This window comes from Petrotoga olearia DSM 13574, from assembly GCF_002895525.1.
GTDB lineage: Bacteria > Thermotogota > Thermotogae > Petrotogales > Petrotogaceae > Petrotoga > Petrotoga olearia.
Map to the genome: position 1 here is coordinate 1 of NZ_AZRL01000009.1, position 18,879 is coordinate 18,879.

General features: G+C 32.7%; 16 protein-coding genes and 1 tRNA gene. 5 read left to right on the plus strand and 12 right to left on the minus strand.

The annotated features are described in order from the left end of the window. Positions 1-348 precede the first annotated feature (348 nt). Complete coding sequence (locus X929_RS03840; protein WP_103066727.1) at positions 349-1,521, minus strand: type III PLP-dependent enzyme; 1,173 nt, start codon at positions 1,519-1,521, stop codon at positions 349-351. A 262-nt stretch (positions 1,522-1,783) separates the two neighbouring features. Between X929_RS03840 and X929_RS03845 the strand changes: the two genes are divergently transcribed. From X929_RS03845 to X929_RS03855, 3 genes are all read left to right on the plus strand, one after another. After that, positions 1,784-1,871: transfer RNA gene (locus tag X929_RS03845), tRNA-Leu, on the plus strand. A 121-nt stretch (positions 1,872-1,992) separates the two neighbouring features. Further along, entirely contained in the window at positions 1,993-2,940 is a 948-nt protein-coding gene (locus X929_RS03850) for a GAF domain-containing protein (protein ID WP_211286735.1), read from the plus strand. After that, positions 2,909-3,562 (plus strand): NUDIX hydrolase, encoded by a 654-nt coding sequence (locus X929_RS03855; protein WP_245858647.1) that lies wholly within the window; start codon positions 2,909-2,911, stop codon positions 3,560-3,562. Before X929_RS03850 ends, X929_RS03855 begins: the two co-directional genes overlap by 32 nt. A gap of 4 nt (positions 3,563-3,566) precedes the next feature. Here the strand turns inward: X929_RS03855 and X929_RS03860 are convergent, their stop codons facing one another. From X929_RS03860 to X929_RS03880, 5 genes are all read right to left on the minus strand, one after another. Beyond that, positions 3,567-4,814 (minus strand): glycerate kinase type-2 family protein, encoded by a 1,248-nt coding sequence (locus X929_RS03860; protein WP_103066728.1) that lies wholly within the window; start codon positions 4,812-4,814, stop codon positions 3,567-3,569. 12 nt (positions 4,815-4,826) lie between these two features. Beyond that, on the minus strand, positions 4,827-6,170 hold the full coding sequence (locus tag X929_RS03865; RefSeq protein WP_103066729.1) for a GntP family permease: 1,344 nt from the start codon (positions 6,168-6,170) through the stop codon (positions 4,827-4,829). A 16-nt stretch (positions 6,171-6,186) separates the two neighbouring features. After that, positions 6,187-7,290, minus strand: a complete 1,104-nt coding sequence (locus tag X929_RS03870) for a sensor domain-containing diguanylate cyclase (RefSeq protein ID WP_103066730.1) — start codon at positions 7,288-7,290, stop codon at positions 6,187-6,189. 96 nt (positions 7,291-7,386) lie between these two features. Further along, complete coding sequence (locus tag X929_RS03875) at positions 7,387-8,355, minus strand: adenine nucleotide alpha-hydrolase family protein (RefSeq protein WP_103066731.1); 969 nt, start codon at positions 8,353-8,355, stop codon at positions 7,387-7,389. A 13-nt stretch (positions 8,356-8,368) separates the two neighbouring features. Continuing rightward, positions 8,369-10,423: a GGDEF domain-containing phosphodiesterase gene (locus X929_RS03880; protein WP_103066732.1), complete on the minus strand. Its 2,055-nt coding sequence runs from the start codon at positions 10,421-10,423 to the stop codon at positions 8,369-8,371. A 182-nt stretch (positions 10,424-10,605) separates the two neighbouring features. Between X929_RS03880 and X929_RS03885 the strand changes: the two genes are divergently transcribed. Both X929_RS03885 and X929_RS03890 read left to right on the plus strand, forming a co-directional pair. Beyond that, positions 10,606-11,493, plus strand: coding sequence for an acetamidase/formamidase family protein (locus X929_RS03885; RefSeq protein WP_121875373.1), 888 nt, complete (start codon positions 10,606-10,608; stop codon positions 11,491-11,493). A 21-nt stretch (positions 11,494-11,514) separates the two neighbouring features. Beyond that, positions 11,515-12,393, plus strand: coding sequence for an AEC family transporter (locus X929_RS03890; RefSeq protein WP_103066733.1), 879 nt, complete (start codon positions 11,515-11,517; stop codon positions 12,391-12,393). Here X929_RS03890 and X929_RS03895 read toward each other — a convergent pair whose 3' ends face one another. From X929_RS03895 to X929_RS03920, 6 genes are read right to left on the minus strand one after another with little or no spacing between them, the layout of a single operon-like run. Next, positions 12,394-13,956: an alpha/beta hydrolase family protein gene (locus X929_RS03895; RefSeq protein WP_103066734.1), complete on the minus strand. Its 1,563-nt coding sequence runs from the start codon at positions 13,954-13,956 to the stop codon at positions 12,394-12,396. Then, the gene (locus X929_RS03900; RefSeq protein WP_103066735.1) at positions 13,949-15,187 is read right to left on the minus strand and encodes a peptidase U32 family protein; all 1,239 of its coding nucleotides are present in this window, start codon (positions 15,185-15,187) and stop codon (positions 13,949-13,951) included. The genes X929_RS03895 and X929_RS03900 overlap by 8 nt, the downstream gene beginning before the upstream one ends. Further along, positions 15,184-16,503 carry a hypothetical protein gene (locus X929_RS03905; protein WP_169924954.1) on the minus strand — a complete coding sequence of 440 codons (1,320 nt, stop codon included), beginning with the start codon at positions 16,501-16,503 and terminating at the stop codon, positions 15,184-15,186. The genes X929_RS03900 and X929_RS03905 overlap by 4 nt, the downstream gene beginning before the upstream one ends. A gap of 38 nt (positions 16,504-16,541) precedes the next feature. Continuing rightward, positions 16,542-17,531, minus strand: coding sequence for an AI-2E family transporter (locus tag X929_RS03910; protein ID WP_245858649.1), 990 nt, complete (start codon positions 17,529-17,531; stop codon positions 16,542-16,544). Positions 17,532-17,563: 32 nt separating this feature from the next. Beyond that, the gene (locus X929_RS03915) at positions 17,564-18,109 is read right to left on the minus strand and encodes a DUF4416 family protein (RefSeq protein WP_103066738.1); all 546 of its coding nucleotides are present in this window, start codon (positions 18,107-18,109) and stop codon (positions 17,564-17,566) included. Then, positions 18,096-18,575 (minus strand): hypothetical protein, encoded by a 480-nt coding sequence (locus tag X929_RS03920; RefSeq protein ID WP_103066739.1) that lies wholly within the window; start codon positions 18,573-18,575, stop codon positions 18,096-18,098. The genes X929_RS03915 and X929_RS03920 overlap by 14 nt, the downstream gene beginning before the upstream one ends. Positions 18,576-18,879: the final 304 nt, after the last annotated feature.

An 18,879-nucleotide genomic window follows, 5' to 3' on the forward strand; every position in this document is an offset into this window, starting at 1 on the left:
ATTCACATACTTCAGTTTCGCTTTCATCCTTCAGCGTTGTATATCTTATCATATCCCTCTACCTTTTGTCAATTTCTTTTCTATGAACTTATTTGAAAATTATTGTGAATTGATAATTTTTTAAATCCTTTATTTTAAAAACTTCGATCCAACATTTAAACAAATGAAGCTTTAAAACAAAGATCTCGCTTAAGTTATACTAGTGTTGATATTTATATTAATTTCAATGAATACTATATCCTAATAATTATTTATTAAAATGGATTAATTTTATCGGATTTAATTTTAAAAAAATAGATGCTTTTCAGCATCTATTTATAATCATATTATTATAATAAATTTACGCAATTAGCTTTGTACTTCTTCCATGAATATAATCTCGCCTTTTAATAAAGCTTCTAAATCTTCAACTGTGTATACTTTAATTGGCTCTATACCATTAAAGGATGTTGCATATTCGTTGGTGTAAGCACCAGTATTGATAAAATATACTATGTCGTTATAATCAATATTAATTGGCAACTCAATTTCATCATAGATAGTATCTACACTATCACAGGTAGGGCCAGCTAAAGTCATAGTTGTTGTTTCGGAATACTCTTTGCCTTCCACCAACACTTCATACCTGAAATTTTCAATGGTTTCCATCAAACCGTGAAAAACTCCTGTATCTAAAAACACCCAGTTTTGTGTACCTTTTCTACTTCTTAAAAGTACTCTTGATGCAATTATTCCAGCGTTACCAACCATGGACCTTCCAGGTTCGGATAAAACCCTTAAGCCTTCCACCCATCCAAGATACTCTTTGATCGATTCATTTATTATTTCTCCAATTTCTTCTACATCAGGCACCGGTTTTGTATGTTTTACTGGAATACCACCGCCTAGATTCAACATTTTTAAATCAATCTTTTGCTTGTGAAGTTTTTCAAAAACCTCGCTAGCATTCAAAATTGCTTCCTTCCACTTGTATTTGTTGTATGATTGTGAACCAACATGAAAAGATACCCCATATGGTATTAAACCTTTTCTTTTTGCATATTTGAGTATGTCTATTAAATGATCGGCATCAGTTCCAAATTTACCCGAAAGTGGCCAATCTGAATCATTTGAGCTCATTGACAATCTTCCATATACTTTTGCGCCCGGGGCATTTCTTGCAATCTTTTCGACTTCCATCTCTGAATCTACTGCAAAATATTCTACTCCATTATCCCATGCAAATTTTATGTCTTTTTCTTTCTTTATTGTATTTCCAAAACTCATTTTATTTGTGGAAATTCCCAAGTTCATTAATTTTTCTATTTCCCCTTTTGATGCAACATCAAAAGAAGCTCCTAAATCTCTCAGTGTTTCTAGTATACTAGTATGAGAATTAGCTTTTACGGCGTAAAAAATTTCGACATCATTGATTGAATTTTTGAGTTTGTAATAATTTTCTTTCACATAAGTAGTATCTAACACTAAAAAAGGCGTTTCAAGAGTTTTTGCCGCTTGCCTTATTAGTTGCGTTAATTCCAATTTATCCAACCTCCCTAAGTTTTTTTGGATTTACTACCTTTAGAAAATCTAGAATTATTTTATTTCTAAAGTTTATGGTTTTTAGAGAATCCCAACTTTAAAAATTATAAATTTACAATTGAATATTAAATACACAAAAAGTAACGCTCAAACATTCTTTTAGTTAATATATAATTATGCTAAGTTACATTATTAAATATCCCGAAAGGTATTCACAAAATTCCTTTGTAGTGGTATAATTTAAACGAATAGCAGTTAATACGCCGAGGTGGCGGAATTGGTAGACGCGTAAGATTCAGGATCTTATGGGCTTTTAGTCCGTGCGGGTTCAAGTCCCGCCCTCGGCACCATCCACCTATCCTTAAGAGGCGGAATTCCGTTTCTTCAGAAAAGGTGGTTTTTTATTTTATGAGTTAGTTTTGATATAATTTAAATAGTTATCAGAAAATCAAAAGGAGGTCCTTTACATTAATGAGAAGTGTTTTTCGTGATTTTACTGATTATTTTTTTGAAATATTGGCTTTTCCAAAAGAAAAGTGGGATTTGTTTTGGCAGAATTACAAGAGAACTTTAGATTTTATAAATCTTTATCAAGGCAAAATGGGGATCAAAGATGATGAGATTGTTGAAAAGTTTAAAAAAGTTGGAAGAAAGGAACTTGACAAGGCTTTTTGGTACAAGCAAGAAATTATAAAAGACTTAAAAGCGGATATTATCAATGACCTGACAAAATCCTCTAAAGAGTTTCAACTTGATAGAGGAGATTATGCGATTTATTTAACTGTATTCACGGGGGATAGCCCTTACGAATTTTTAGAATCATTCAAAGGAACAATAATTGGTGTAGATATACTTTATTTTTATTTCAATAGGCATAAGATCGAACCAAAAGCTTTAATAGAAGAAGCAATAATGAAATTCATCAATTCTACAACACCCAATAAGAAAAAAGCTGACTTTTGGATTTTATACGATAAGATAAAAACACTTGTTAGTGATAAAAATTATAATGATAAGATGAGTATTTTACAATTAATTTCTCAAATGTTATCTGAAAGAATACCTTATTATAATTGGGTAGGTTTTTATCTAGTCGATGAGGCAGATAGCAATTCTCTTGTGTTAGGACCTTTTGTTGGAGAACCAACAGAACACACAAAAATAAAGTTTGGACAAGGAATCTGCGGACAAGCGGCAAGCACAAAAGCAACCTTCGTTGTTGATGATGTTAGCAAAGAAGAGAACTATCTTTCATGCAGCCCAAAAACCCAGGCAGAAATAGTTGTTCCCATATTTGCTAAAAATGGAAATATTGTTGGTGAAATAGATATCGATAGTCATGAAAAAGCTCCTTTTGATCAAGATGATCGATCATTTTTGGAGGCTATTGCTAAGCTACTTTCTGAAAGATTTTGGTGAAAAAGGTGATTATGTGAATATTGATGAAATTAAAGAGATTTTTAAAGATCATTCTCCAAAACCTATTGGGGTGGAAAATTGTTTTTCTGTATTGATCCCTTTGATACAAAAAGACAACTCTTTACACCTTTTATACGAATTAAGATCAAAAACCCTAAAGAGACAACCTGGTGAAGTTTCTTTCCCAGGAGGGGAAATTGAGACCAACGAAACACCAAAAAATGCAGCAATTAGAGAAAGCTGTGAAGAATTGAACTTGCAACCACATAACATAGAAATATTGGGAGCAGCAGATTATCTTCTTACTCCCTTTAATTATTTGATATATTCCTATGTTGGCTTCTTGAATATAAACGTTAACATAATAAAGCCTAATGAAGAAGTCGAAGAAGTTTTCACGGTACCTTTAGAATATTTGTTATCGCATGACCCTTTAGTGCATAACACTTATCTTACAAACGAAACAGATGAAGGCTTCCCTTATGATCTTATCCCTAATGGAAAAGATTATAACTGGAGAGTTGGCAAATACCCTGTTTATTTTTATATTTATAAAGACAAAATTATTTGGGGTATTACCGCCAGATTGACTTATGAGTTTATTAAGAAATTAAGGCATTGATGATTCAATTACAGAGTATAAAAGTTAAATCATTTACATTTGTGCCAGTAGGTCCTGTTATAACTAGGCCGTCAATACTTTGTAAGGCATGATATGAGTCGTTGTCATTCAATACATTTTCAACATCTATTCCTTTACTTTGCAATCTATTGACCGTTTCCCCATCAACTATTCCACCTGCTGCATCCGTTGGGCCATCAGTTCCATCTGTTCCTACCGAAGCAATCAAAACTTCTTGATATCCTTTAATACCTCGAGCTGCAGATAAAACCAATTCTTGATTCCTTCCTCCTTTACCCTTTCCTCTAACATGAACAACCGTTTCTCCTCCTAAAATTATTGCACAAGGAGTGTTTAAAGGTCTTTCCTTTTCTTTTTCCTCTCTAACTATGGAAGCTAAAAATGAGCCGGCTTCTTTTGCTTCACAATCAAGCGTGGTTGTTAAAATTATAGTATTATATCCCAAATGTTGAGCAATCTTAGCAGCACTTTCACAAACCTTAGTTACACTACCAATAATCCTTGTTTCAACGTTATTTAGATGTTTTGGAGTCTCACTTTTTAGAGCCTGTAAGATTTTTTCTGAAAGTTGTAAGTCATACTTTTTTATTATTTTTTCCACATCTTTGATGGTGGTAGAGTCAGGGTATGCAGGACCAGATGCTATGCTATCCAATCTGTCCCCTAACACATCAGATAAAACAAGAGAATATATTTTTGCAGGTTCAACTAATTTTGCAAAATTTCCTCCCTTAACTCGAGATAGATGTTTCCTAACTGTATTTATTTCCACTATATTTGCTCCAGATTTTAACAACATATCTGTTACTTTTTTTATGTCTTCTAAAGTAACACCCTCAACGGGAAGCTCAAAAAGGGCTGAACCTCCTCCTGAAACAAGAAATAATACAACATCATCTTCACGTAAATTTTCTACCAATTCTATAGCTTTCTTTGTAGATTTTATGGTATTTTCATCCGGAATCGGATGACCTGCTTCATATATTTGAAGACCACCTATAGCACCTTGAGAATGGCCATATTTTGTTATAACTATTCCATCTTTTACCTTATTCTTTAAAAATTCTTTTGCTGCTTTGGCCATTCTCCAGGCAGCTTTACCTATAGCAACTATATGAATATTATCTTCTAAACTCAAATTCTCAAGTTCTTGTTGAATAGCTTTTTCAGGTAAAACAGAATCTATTGAACTTTTTATTATTCTAAAGGCATCTTCACGTAAATTTTTCAAACAATCAACTCCTTACAAAATCATTAAACTTATAATCCATATAACGATTGCTGCCGTGACTCCTTCTATTAATGTCCCCAGCGTTTGAAGCCTATAAGCTTGATTAACACTCATTCTAGAAAATTGTGAAACAACCCAGAAATAACTATCGTTGGCATGAGATACTACCATGGAACCAGCTCCAATGGCAACAACAGACAACGCTATTGCAGCAGGTGTGGTCAAACCTAGAGAGCCCATCAATGGTGCCATTAACGATGCAGTAGTTATTATGGCAACGGTTGAAGATCCTTGGGCCGATTTAATCGCTGCAGCTACGATAAAAGGCAGCCAGATACCTAAATTAGCTGTTGCTAAACCTTCGCCTAATACATTTGCAATTCCTGAATTTTGAAGGACTCTTCCAAATGCACCCCCAGCTCCTGTTATCAAAATAATAGATGCCGCATTCAACAATCCTTCACCTACCCAACCACTTGAAGAAAGCATCTTTTTATCTAATTTTTTGGGTAAAGTGAAAGCAATTAAAACTCCTATTAAAAGAGCGATTACCGGATTACCAACAAAACCAAAAAAGTTTCTAATAGCTCCGTCTCCAAATGGTCTGGTTGGGAAATCAGAAATTGATTTTAAAAGTATCAATATGATAGGAACAACTATAGGCATGAAAGAATTAAAAGTCGAAGGAGCTTTCTTGGTTCTTTCCTCTATTTCGGAATCGCTTAATTCCGGTTCTGGATCAATATATATTCTTTTCCCCATTATATTGGCGTATAGTACGCCTATGAGCATAGCGGGAATAGAAACTATCAACCCAATCAAAATAACCATTCCCAAATCAGCGCCTAAGATCCCCGCGGCAGCTATAGGCCCTGGTGTGGGAGGTACCATTGTATGAGTTGCATATAATCCAAGACTCAGGGCAAGACCGGTTGCTGCAAGAGAGAACTTTGCCCTCTTTGTAACAGCCCTATTCAAAGGAGAAAGGATTACAAATCCAGAATCACAAAAAACAGGGATGGAAACTATATAACCTATTATCGCCATAGCCAAAGGAACTCTTTTTTCCCCAGTTAATTTTAAAGTAGCTTCAGCCATCTTAAACGCGCCACCAGACTTTTCAAGGAAAGTACCAATTATCGTGCCAGCGGCGATCACGATGCCTATACTTCCAAGCGTTCCTCCAAAACCACTGGTAATTGAATCAACTATGTCTGTCAAACTCATTCCAGAAAAAATACCAAACAAAACAGCAGTAAACAGTAAAACTAGGAAAGGGTGCAGAGTTAATCTCGCAGTTGCAAAAACTATAAAAACAACAGATAAAACCAACAAAACTATAAGCCATATACCCATTCATAATACCCCCTTTTTATTTTTTTTCCAAATACATTCTTTTATCTGCTATTTCAACTGCTTTCTCAATATTAGAAGCTTCTTCAGGAACAAGACAGTACCCTAAACTGATAGAAGATATTATCAATGTATCCTTAATTGTTATTGGGGTTTTAACAGCTAGTTTTATCCTTTGAATTATTTTATCAATATTTTTAGTCTCTGATGTTTCATTTAGTATAATAACAAATTCGTCTCCCCCGTACCTAAAAATTAAATCGTCAGATTTAATAGAATTTTGAATTCTCTTAGTAAGGAGTTTTAAAACCTGATCACCCACGATGTGTCCAAAATCATCGTTAATCTGTTTAAAATTGTCAAAGTCCAGAAAAATAACCACCTTTTTTGAACTATCAGATTTATGTTGAGAAACATATTCTTCATAGGCTTTCCTATTGTACACTTGAGTTAATATATCTAAATCGGATCCTAGAAACATTTCATTCAAAGAAAAAAAAGTTTTTAAAATCCTATCTATATCTTCTAGAAAATAATTTATCAATTCTTTTTCAAATTTGGATATTTTTACTTCCTTAAACCAATCCACATTCAAAACACCTATTATTTCATTTTTTACCATAATCGGTATGCCCAGCCAGGACTTGGACAAGCTATGTTTTTGATTCCAAAGGTTACTCTTTTTAGTGTCTTTTATGAAAAGTATTTTTTTGGTATTGAATACTCTTTTTATGTGTTCTCCGCTAATCTGTATTTCTTCGGCTACTTCTTCTAAGGGAAGAAAGTCTAAATTCTTTGACCAAAATAAAAATCGCCATTCACCTTCAGGTGGAGTTATTAAAAAACTCCAAGAATCGGCTTTTAAAAAGAGAGGTAACTTTTCTATAATAGATTTAAGTGCATAATCCTTTTCGACCTCATTTTCTAAACAAGTAATAGCCGTTTCAAAAAGAGAACCTTTAAATCTATGTCTTATAACCTTTTTCGGACTGGGAGGAGCGAAAGCAGGTGGTTTATCTTTTTCATTAGCGATTCTTCTAACATAGATAGCGGTTTTTATCCCCTTGTAAAAAACATAAACCAATATCAACAAAAGTACAAGGTGAATAATTATATATACCATACCAGCTCCTTCAAATATTACAATTATCGTATATTAATATTTTTTTCCTAAACATTATATCACAATTCTAACCCTTTGGATAGAATTCTGATTTTTTTATAACTTTTTATAATCCACTACAGCAAAAGTCCATAACTTGTAGTTTGAGCTTTTTACCCATTCGGCGCTTATGGGCATAGCAAATTCCGGAGCCAATCGCCCATTTAGTATCCAATATTTTGACTCTTCGTTGTTATATATACCTGGATTTACCAAAATCTTCAGCTTTAAAGCGCTGTCTACTATATCAACAAAATCTATGGTATCTTCATTTTGAAGGAGACGTTTTATCTCTTCTAAAATTTCTTTAGGTGGCAAGGGCTTAACATTAATTAAAGCAACATTTTTTGAAAGAGGACCGATAATTTTAACGTTTGCAATATCTCTTTGAACATCGTAAAAATCAAGCACATCGTGAATCACTTCGTTGGCAATGATATCGGCTCTTGAATGATAATCTCTATTAACAGACATTTTTAATAAATGTTTGTACTTACAACCTTCTCTTATACTATTCTCCCCAATTTTTGGTATCTTTATATTATAATACTCCAAAATCTCCCTTATCTCTTCTTTGTTCAAATTTAAAATAGGAGAGTATATCCCACCCAAAAACTTAATTCCCGTATTGCCCCATGAATCAGATAAGTTGGCACCTGAAGCAACTATCCCTTTATAAGAAAACTGCTTTACCTTTCCGATTTTTACAATCCTTGTACATTGATTACAATTTGGGCCATGGTACATTATCCCTTCTTGTTCTTCTTCGCCTCGTGAAAAAAATAATTTTAAACCCAACTGTTTGGATAAGGTTAAAACAGCTTCTAATCCTTTTGAGTAAGAATAACCACCAAAACAAACGTTCACTAAAGTAATCTTACTTTTAGGAAAAATATCTTTTGCAAGTAGGGCCACAACGGTACTATCCATACCTCCTGAAAAAGCAATATACAAATGTTTATTACCTATTATCTCTTTCATTTCCTTTTTGATAGACTCTATTTTTTCTTCAATCGTTTGTGTCATTCCTCTCTCCCGTTTATATCTTAATTTTTTCTCTTTTCAGAAAAAGTCTGAACTGATCAAAGGATAAAGGCTTACTAAAATAATAACCTTGTACCTCATAGCACCCTTCCTCTTGAAGAAATAATAACTGTTCTTCACTTTCTACCCCTTCTGCAATAACTTCAAATCCTAAACTTTTCGACATTGAAATGATGCTTGATACTAACCTTTGAGACGTCTTATCATGTAAAATATTATCAATAAAACTTTTATCTATTTTTATCTTATCAATATCCAATTTATTTAAATAGGAAAGAGAAGAAAACCCTGTTCCAAAATCATCAAGGGCTATCTTTAATCCTATTTCTTTTAAAGCCTTTATTTTTTTTTGAGCCAAATAAAAATCTTCAATGAATAGATCTTCCGTAAGCTCAATTCCTAAGTAAGAAGGATTTAAATTATACTTATGCAACATACTTTCAATGTTATATAAAAAATTCTCTCTTTCAAAAAATGATTTTGAGACATTGAAAAAAATTCTTACGTTTTTATTCGATGATTCGTTTATAACGCCTGAACTCTTTATTGTTTCTTCCAAAACAAACTGATCGATCCTATCCATAAGCGCATTCTTTTTAGCAATACCCAAAAATTCATTTGGTGATAAAATAGAACCGTTCTCTTTTTGTAGCCTAATTAATGCTTCAGCACCTATAATATTCATCGAATTTGTATCTATTTGGGGTTGAAAATACATCAATAGTCCCTTATTTTCCAAAGCCCGATATATCTCATCTTCCACTTTCTTTTCAAATCCAAAAATTTTCAATAATTCGGGTGAATAAAAATTGATAGTCTTTTTCTCTGAACCTTTTAAAGCTATTTTCGCCTGATTTATTAAATCTTCTGGATCGGTTGAATCTACTGGATAGTTGCTTACACCTATCTTCATTTTTAAAAAAATTCTTTCTCCAAATATTTGAAAAGGTTTTGATAAGTTATTTAAAAGGTTGGCTGCGAATTTTTCTAACTCATCTACATCTTCAAAACAACCAAACAAAGCAAACTCGTGTTTAGAGATCACGGAGACAAAGTATTTTTTATCAACAATTTCGATAATTTTCTTTGCCACATCTTTTATAACTCGATTCATCGTTTCTAAACCATAAAAATCAATTAATTCGTGCAATTCATCAATTTCCACTATCAAAAGAGCCAATTTATTTTCTTGTGTGTTTTTTTGTAGAATCTCTTCAATCCTTTCCAATAAACCTTTCATGTTTGGCAAACCTGTCAAAGAATCATGTTTGAGTACTCTTGTTATTTCTTCTTCTTTTTTAACCCTATTAGTAATATTCGTATTTATAGCCATATACCCTATTACTTCGTTGTTGTATCCTTTAATTTCGAAGAAATTTGAGTAAAGGAATATGACTTCACCGTTCTTTTTTCTATCTATTATTCTACCGCTCCAAAATCCTTTTGATTTAAGTTCTTGCCACATCTGCTCATAAAAACTTTTATCGTGCATATTTGAAGCCCAAAAGTGAGGATCTTTCCCGATAACCTCATCAAGAGTATAGCCGGTCATTTTTAAAAATGCTTTGTTTACCCTCACTACTTTATTGTTTTTATCAGTTATCACTATGGCCTGAGGAGAATTGTCAATTACCTCTTTTGGAAAAAATGTATCAGGACTAATCAATCCAAAATTTTGATTAGGATTGTGAACCAAAATGTATAAAACATCTTTTCCGTTCCTTCTTTTTTTCTTTCCTATTAAATCAAAAGTATTAAAACCTTCTCTGTTGCTTTTCAAAGAAACTTTCAACGTCCACTCGGCTTCGTATTCACTGCTATTAACTTTATCGATAATTTTTTGGACATCTTCTTCTTTTATCAAACCTAATAACTCATTTAGATTTTCGGGAAGTTCGTTTTTCCCAATACCGGTGATTTGTTTTAAATTTTCTGAATACAAGATCTTACCGTTTGATAGATCTATTCGCATTATAGCTCCTGTGTACATCTCTGAGGCCGACTCATACATATCCAACAGTTCTTCTATTGCCTTTTCATCATTTTCCACTATGACCTCTCCTAGTTAAAAAAATATTTGCTGTGAAACCTTTATAGTTATATATAATTAAAATCTGTATGATAAAATATACATTGATTATATTATACTCTTTTTAATTATAAATAAAGATAAATCAAAATGTTTAAAAATTGTTTCTTTTTTTACAAAAGATACCAAAAGAGGTGATTGTGTTGGTGAAAATAGAAAAAGAAAACTCTATATTTAGTTTTTCTAAAACAAATACTCCCGTAGCTAAAGTTAAACCAAAAGAGAAAATCTGTATAGAGACCAAAGACGCTTTAAGTGATGAAATAAGATCTGAGAACCAGTCTTTCGATTCAATAAACTGGGAAAAAGTTAATCCGGCTACAGGTCCTATTTTCATTGAAGGGGCAAAAGAGGGGGACGTTTTAGAAGTTAATATAGAAAATATAAAAATAACTAGAAATTACGGTGTAATGTTAACGGGCAAAGATATGGGGGTCTTAGGGGATTCTTTTGAACGAAGTTTTATAAAAATAGTACCCATTAAAGGAAACAAAGCTTTTCTTTACAACTGCGAAATTCCTTTAAAACCGATGATAGGGGTTATTGGTACCGCTCCTAAGGAAGGAAGTATCCCTTGTGGTACACCTGGAGAGCATGGTGGAAATATGGACTGTAATATTATAGGAGAAGGATCTACCGTATATCTGCCTGTTAATGTTGATGGAGCATTATTTGCTTTAGGCGATTTACATGCAGTTATGGGTGATGGTGAAGTTTGCGTGACAGGTGTAGAAATTCCTGCTGAAGTTTCTGTTTTATTCAACATAATAAAAGATAAAAATTGGAAATTACCTATGGTGAAAACTGAAAAAAAGATTTATACGTTAGCTTCAAAACTATCTTTAGATGAAGCTTCAATAGAAGCAACAAAAAATATGGTGCATTTTTTGAGCCAAGAATACAAATTGAGTAAAGAAAAAGCTATGTTCTTACTTAGCGCTACTGGAAATCTTCAAATTTGCCAAGTGGTTGATCCTTTAAAAACTGTAAGAATGGAACTACCTTTAGAACTTCTAAAACAGACACTTTAAAAATAAAAGGAGAGTAAGTCAGTGACAGCGCTTATAAACTTCGTAATAATAGCAACCATAGGAAATTTATCTAAAAGATTTTTACCAAAAAACACTGGTGATATTCTAACAACTTTGATAATCAATTTTACTCTTCCCATGACTGTATTTGTAGGTATAACTTCGTCTCAAATAGATTTATCTAAATTATTTTTTGTTCTGATAGGCTTTTTAGGTAGTTTGCTGATTTTTTGGGGAGGAAAATTTTTATTAAGAACTTTAAAAATCAAAGATGTGAGAATAAGCACCGTAATACTATTAGCTTTTTGTGGAATGAACATAGGCCTTTTCATGTACCCTTTGGCTGAAATGTTGTGGGGTATTGCATCCATAACCTACTTTGCACTTTACGACTTAGGAAACAGTTTTATAGTATTTGGAGTTGGTAAGTCTGTTGCAGAAGGAAAAGGAGGCAAATTCCATATTGTAGACTTGTTAGAATTTCCTCCTTTTATAGCTTTAATTTTAGCTTTTCTTCTAAACAGCGTTGCTTTGCCCGAATTTATTCTATCCCCCATGATGGTTATAAAAGATGCCAATAACTTTTTGATAATGTTTTTAGTAGGTTTTTATTTCAATATAGTATCTCTAAAAGCCAACAGTAGGATCCTAACAATTTCTGTAACCACAAAGTATTTGTTGGGGATTATAGTTTCATTATCCACTTTACTGATCCCTGTAAGTACAGAATTACAAAGAATTTCTCTTTTTCTTTCGCCGTTGTTACCAAGCGCAATGATGTCGATTGTTTATTCGGTAAAAAACAACTATGACTCCGAACTCGCTAGTAGTTTCGTGAGTCTTACAACCCTTATTTCTTTCATAATTGTATTTATTGTAACCGCGATAATGGGGTTTTGATCAAAGTCCTTGGCTTTCCAGCCATAAGACAATTTGATCGACTACCTTATCTTCAAATTTTAATGTTTGAAAGTTGACAAGCTCGTGAGACATATCTTCGATGTAAAGTATTTCTAAATCATTTTTCTTTTTCAATTCTTTTTCATATTCTTTTAAGAGTTCATAGGGGGTCTTCAAATCTTTTGTGCCATTGATTATTAATAGCGGAACATCCACATTCACAAACTTTTCTACCATATTTCGACTTAACTCACTCCACTGAATTAAAAATTCTCCTCTATAATTATCTAAATATAGCTCGTTTGGGTCTATTTCTCCTTTTTTCATACTTTCGTTTACTTTTTTACCCTCCGACAAAATGTCTTCCAACATTTCTATAACACTATCTAATGAATTGTTGATATTTTGTTTTTTATAATAATCTATTTGATATTCTACTTGGTAAACCATTTGATCTGTAATCTCTAGCAAAGCTGGAGAAAGGGCAATGGCTGCGAATACTTCTTCTCCTTCAATTATATAAGGTAAAAAAGAAGCCCCTTGACTGTGACCAATAACGATTATTTTATCTTTATCAACTTCTGGTAGAGTTTTTAAGTATCTTATAGCCGCTTGTGCATCTTTGATAAAAGCTTCTGGCATAACCTGTGAAAAATCTTGCCCGCTTTTTGCCATCGTGAAATTCCTTTTATCGTATTTTAAAACTATGTATCCTTCTTTAGCTAGGCCTTCCGAAAGATGCAAAAATGGTGTAAGTATTCCCATAGTTTCATTCCTATCAAGTGAACCTGAACCATGTACTAAGACAATCGCACTTGTCTTCTTATTTTTAACGACTTCTTTTGGAATCATCAGAGAACCTTCCAATTTAAAGCTGTCAAAGCTTTCAAAAACAACCTCTTTTTCTATGTAATCTTTCGCCTTTTGCTCTTTCTTGTGCATTGTTACCTCAAGTGATTGAGAAGGTATCTCAAATTTGGTGATTTTTCCGTCTTGAAAGGCTACATTCTGTGCTAAACCCATAGACAAAATTACAAAATTTTGTGGATCTTTATACTTAATTTCCACTTCTACAATTGCATTGTTCCAGGTTGTCTGGTTTAGAGATAGATAGGGAACAAATGCTGAATATTTACCTTCGGGCAAATTTTTATAATAAAGGGCGAATATATGGTCTAAAATTAAGTTATTATCTAAAATAATTGCGTTTTCTACGTTATAATTTTTTAAATTTATACCGTTGAATTGATTCTTTATCCTTTTTCCATTGTATGTACTTACCAAAGTCCCTTGCTTTTGCTCATCAACAAAAATGTCTAATGAATATTGTTGAAACATCCAAGAATCATCATATTTTGTTTCTGAAACAAATTTTAAAGTGTTTCCACCTATATTAAAAATAGAAGTAGTTTTTCCTAAATAATTAGTTACATCAAACTCTACGATGATATCTCCAATCTCTGCATCGTTTTGATAAAAATAATACTGATAAATTTCTGAAAAAGCCAGCATAAAGCCAAACATAACTGATAAAATTAACACCAAAAACTTCTTCTCAATCAATTTGATTACTGCCTCCTTTGTTAGGAACTCGGATCAAGTCACCAACGTCTAGGGAATTATCCACCTTCAAAATTATTTTTTGATTGGGGTTTGCACTGCCGATTAAACAACCATCTTCAAGATTTACTATTTGATCTAATAATACTTTAGTATTTCTGCCTTTTTTGGTTACAATTTCTAATTCTTCACCCTTTTCTATCTTATTCCTGACATCAACAATATATTGATCTTTAGATATCTTGTCGATTATTTTTCCCACAAATTTGTAATTTCTAACGTAAGAAGAAGTCTTATAATTTTGGGAGTTTTTATCCGGCTTATGAAAATAAAAACCTGATGTGTATTCTCTGTGGCTGACACTTTCAAGTTCCTTTTTTAAGCTATCGAGAAGTTCCTTTGTGTATTCTTTATTGTAATAACTATCGATCGCCTGTCTGTACACTTTGGTCGTTACTCCAGCATAATAACTACTTTTAATCCTTCCTTCTATCTTTAAACTATCAACCCCAGTTTCGATTATTTTGTCAAGAAAATCGATAGTGCAAAGGTCTTTAGAATTCATAATGTACGTTCCTCTTTCATCTTCAACCACTGGAAAATACTCCCCAGGTCTTTTTTCTTCCATTAGATAGTATTTCCATCTACATGGCTGTGTACATTCCCCTCTGTTGGCATCTCGCCCCGTTAAGTAATTACTTAATAGACATCTGCCTGAAATAGATACACACATCGCTCCATGGATGAATACTTCAATTTCTATATCTGGGACTTTTTCTCTGATTTCTGATATTTCATTTAATGAAAGTTCTCTTGCCAATATAGCCCTCTTCGCTCCTAGATCCCTCCACATGGCTACACTAGCCCAATTGGTGTTACTCGCCTGGGTGCTAATGATCAAAGGTAAGTTTGAGTTTCTTTTCACAAGATTAAATACACCCAAATCCGCAACTATTACCCCATCAACGTTTAAACTTTCCAAATAATTTACATAATCAGGTAAGAGTTCCAATTCAGAATTGTGAGGTATTGCATTGAGAGTTACAAAAAGCTTTTTTTGTAACTTTCTGGCCAATTTTACCGCCTTTTCCAATTCTTCATCTTCAAAATTTTTGGAAAATGCCCTTAGATTTAGGATTTTCCCACCAATATATGCGGCATCGGCACCATAGTGATACACAGTTTCCAATTTTTCGTAGTTCCCTGCAGGGGATAACAATTCAACTTTTTTCATGGTAATAAAAAGTTCACCTCGAATCCATAAGATATCAAAAATGTCTCAAATTCTTCCTCACCATTCTTCAAAGTTTTCCATTTCACCTCAAAATCTCCTAACTTTGTGTCGAACAAGAAACGAAAAATATTGCTGTTGATCATACCTTTTGAGTTTGTTCCATGATCCCAGATATAACTGAAATAACCCTTTTCAAAGGCTAAGGTTAAATCGACACTGTTTATCCGGGAATCTTCCCCATACTTGAAACCAAAAGGATAGTCAAAAAAGATTCTGGCACCAGGTTCGTTAGATAAAGCGATAGTTCTGTAGTATAAATTATCGTATGGATACTCACTTGAAAAAAAGTTATCTTGTATTTCATATCTTTCAACACCAATTTTAAATTTGGCACCTTCAAAATCAAAGGTCTTCGAAATGCCTAACCCGTAACCAGTGCTAAGTGTGGCATAATTAAAAGCGTATTCAGTATCAAGATTTATTCCCCAAAAAGGGATAATCTTAATATATCCTCCATATACACCCGCATCTGATTTTATAAACATATTTACAGGATTAGGAAGATCTCCCACCACCTGATTCAAAGAGCTTATTCCCAAAAAAAGTTTCTCATTTGGAGTATAATTCAAACCATTATAAAAAGCATTTCTAAAGGCGATAAACTCTTCATCCATGGCAGCATACTCCTCTTTTGAAAGCAAAGGCACCATAGATAAAACAGAGAAATCGTAATCTAATTTATCATTAAAAGAATAAGAAATAGTCAACGTATCATAATAAGGAGAGTTATCAGATACGACTAGGTTGTATTTCATAGGACCGTATGAAAGAGGGACTCTTCCCACCAAAAAACTAAGATCTTCTTTATTATACGATAAATAAGAATAAGTGGGAAAATCCAGGGAGATATTAATCAAAGATGGAAGATTGAAAAGACTGTAATTTTCGTAAGTAAAATAAGATGTATCAGCTACCCTAAAATCAGCGATGAACTGTGCATAAAAATAATCGCTGTAATAATTTTTGATTCCAAAAGTGAATAAGTCCCCGTTTTCTAAAGCAAAATCTCTGAACAAGACTTCGTTTATCTCTGTGCTTCTATACCAACCTCCGGGTAAGTTAAAATCATCCATGATTCTACTTTCGTATTTTAAATCCATTGAAAAGTGTATGTAATTTTCAAAACCTTCTGGATTGCTGTTTAAATCTGCGTAAATAGGGTATTTTAAATAGACTTCCCCTAAATTTTTAAAATGGTATTTCGGATCATTTTTTGTTAGCAGATTGGCTGATGAGAAACTAAATATTGTCAACAAAATGGTTAGTGAAAAAAGATAAATTTTTTTCATTTATCTCACTTGATTTTTATCACAAAATATTCCCAAAAGTTCCTAAGGTAAACAACTATAGGAAGAGCAATAAGAATACCTAAAAAGCTAAATAATTCACCGAATAAAAGTATAGATATTATTATTACGAACCAATGTAAATTAAGAGAATTACTGTGGATTTTTGGCTGTAAGAACCACATTTCCAACTGATTGGTACCGGTTAAAATTGCTAGTCCTATTATTAGACCTATTAGTCCATTTTCTGTGAAAGCTAGCATCAATAAAGGAACTGCTGATATAACAACTCCTAAATAAGGTATAAAATTGGTGATCCAAGCTAAGATACCTAAAAAAAACGCACTTGGTATTCGAAAGAGAAACGACATTAACCCAATGGTAGCTCCCACTATTATAGCTGACAGAAATTGACCATGTACAAATCTTTCAAACTGTGAGTAAGTATCCTTCATAAACTTCAAACCTTTTTCTCTGTCGTTTACAGGGTAAAGTTTCCATAAATTATTCTTCGTGATTGTTTTTAATGAACCGATTGCCGTAGTTGTTACGACTAAAACAATAGCTGAAGTTATCAAATTGGGAATAGATGATAAAAGCTGGTTCATCAAGCCTAAGGCAAAATCAGAAAGATTTTTGTTCAAATCGTTGATAAAAGTAACCAACCATTCAGGTAGTTGAGCCAATGCTTCTTCTTGAGGAATCGTTAAAGAGGAAAGCATAGAAAATAGTTTCCTGCCTTCACTAATAATAAGGGGGAAAAATGTAATGGCTGCATATAAAACTAACCCTAAGACAAGTATATGTGATAAAACGGCAGATATTTTAGAATTCATAAACTTTGAAAATAACTTTTGTGGTGCTTCTATGAGCATGGACAAAAAAACGCCCAAAATCAGCGCTGCGATAATAAAAGGAGAAAAATGAGCCAAAAGCAAAAATACAACTAAATATATTAATGACAACCAACCACCTTGTGACAACAATATTTTCACCATCCATTTTCCGATTAATAAGCACTTTATAATATTTAATTTTTCCTTTTCTTCAGATAAATATTTCTGATTGCGTATAACTCATTTAAATATTCTGGATCTTTGAAATTAGGGTAAGTGTATTTAAGAGGTTCCCATTGACCAAAATTGAACATCAGAGTAATTTCTGCATATATACCTTTGCCAATATAAATCCTGTTACCCCAGTGTTTTGTACTCGCTAAAACAAATTGGGTGTGGTGAAGATAACCAATGTCTATATTCACTTTTCTTTTATTATCAACCGAAAAGTTTTTTTCAATCTCATTTGTTATCAATTTCGCATCCGGCAAAAAACCGGGAGAACCTAAATATTTAAAACTCACTAACCTTGATTCAATTCGTATATTTTTACCCATTTCTTCGTTATAATAATCGGTAAAACGCTGAAAATCCAACATGGGAGAAATATAGTCGATAGGTCCAAAATGTTTTTCGATCAACTCTTTCAAACCCATTTTGTAAAGCCATAAATCAGAATCTCCAGCAGTAAATATATGTGCCAAATAATTTACAAGATCCGGTGCTTTAGTTATTCCCATACAACAAACTCACCTCAAAATCCTCTAGTTTTACAGTGTATTTGACAAGTGGTGTTTCAATAACAGTTTCACCTTGATTACCGTGTATCTCTAAACTTTCTCCAAAACCCAATTGGATTTGAACATCTTGATTTGGTGGAACCACAGTTTCGTTTATATATATTTCAGAAGAGCCTCTATTGATAACATTTAGAGTGTATACATTTTTTCGTAGAATATTGTTGTAAAACCTTAAATCTTGAATTAGAAAGTAAAGAAAAATTAAGTTAATGACTAAGAACGCTACCATCAAAAATCGAAATATTCTAAGTTTATTATGAGCTGTATCTTTTCTTTTTAGTTGAACTTCTTCTTTTAACTCTTCATCTTCAAAAATTACATTTATCTCTTCACCCAACAAAGAACTCAGTCTCTTCGCTATATCTGTCAAAGAAACTTTAGAGAAATAATCAAATTCTCCATTCATAAGATTTTCTAAGGTGGATACAGGTATTTTTAAATTGTCTGCTATTTGTTTTTTTGTATAATCTGATTCCTCAATTAAAGACCTCAGGTCTTTGTCAAAATGTGCTTTTATCGTTTTTTACCTCCTAAAACTAGCTTTTTAAATTATAACACAATAATTCCTTCGTTTGTCAGTAAAATTATTTTTTGCAAATAAAGATTTGTAAATTTTAAAATAATACGGTAAAATAATAATGACCCAGGGTAATGAAATTTTTTTCATAGTTTTTCTTATTTGTTCTTATGGGCGGGGAGCGGGGCGAAGG

Excerpts from the sequence above, each read along its gene's own strand:
- X929_RS03850 (WP_211286735.1), top strand. The coding sequence starts at position 1,993 with ATGAGAAGTGTTTTTCGTGATTTTACTGATTATTTTTTTGAAATATTG.
- X929_RS03865 (WP_103066729.1), bottom strand. The coding sequence starts at position 6,170 with ATGGGTATATGGCTTATAGTTTTGTTGGTTTTATCTGTTGTTTTTATA.
- X929_RS03870 (WP_103066730.1), bottom strand. The coding sequence starts at position 7,290 with ATGGTATATATAATTATTCACCTTGTACTTTTGTTGATATTGGTTTAT.
- X929_RS03875 (WP_103066731.1), bottom strand. The coding sequence starts at position 8,355 with ATGACACAAACGATTGAAGAAAAAATAGAGTCTATCAAAAAGGAAATG.
- X929_RS03900 (WP_103066735.1), bottom strand. The coding sequence starts at position 15,187 with ATGAAAAAAGTTGAATTGTTATCCCCTGCAGGGAACTACGAAAAATTG.
- X929_RS03910 (WP_245858649.1), bottom strand. The coding sequence starts at position 17,531 with ATGGTGAAAATATTGTTGTCACAAGGTGGTTGGTTGTCATTAATATAT.
- X929_RS03915 (WP_103066738.1), bottom strand. The coding sequence starts at position 18,109 with ATGGGAATAACTAAAGCACCGGATCTTGTAAATTATTTGGCACATATA.
- X929_RS03920 (WP_103066739.1), bottom strand. The coding sequence starts at position 18,575 with ATGAATGGAGAATTTGATTATTTCTCTAAAGTTTCTTTGACAGATATA.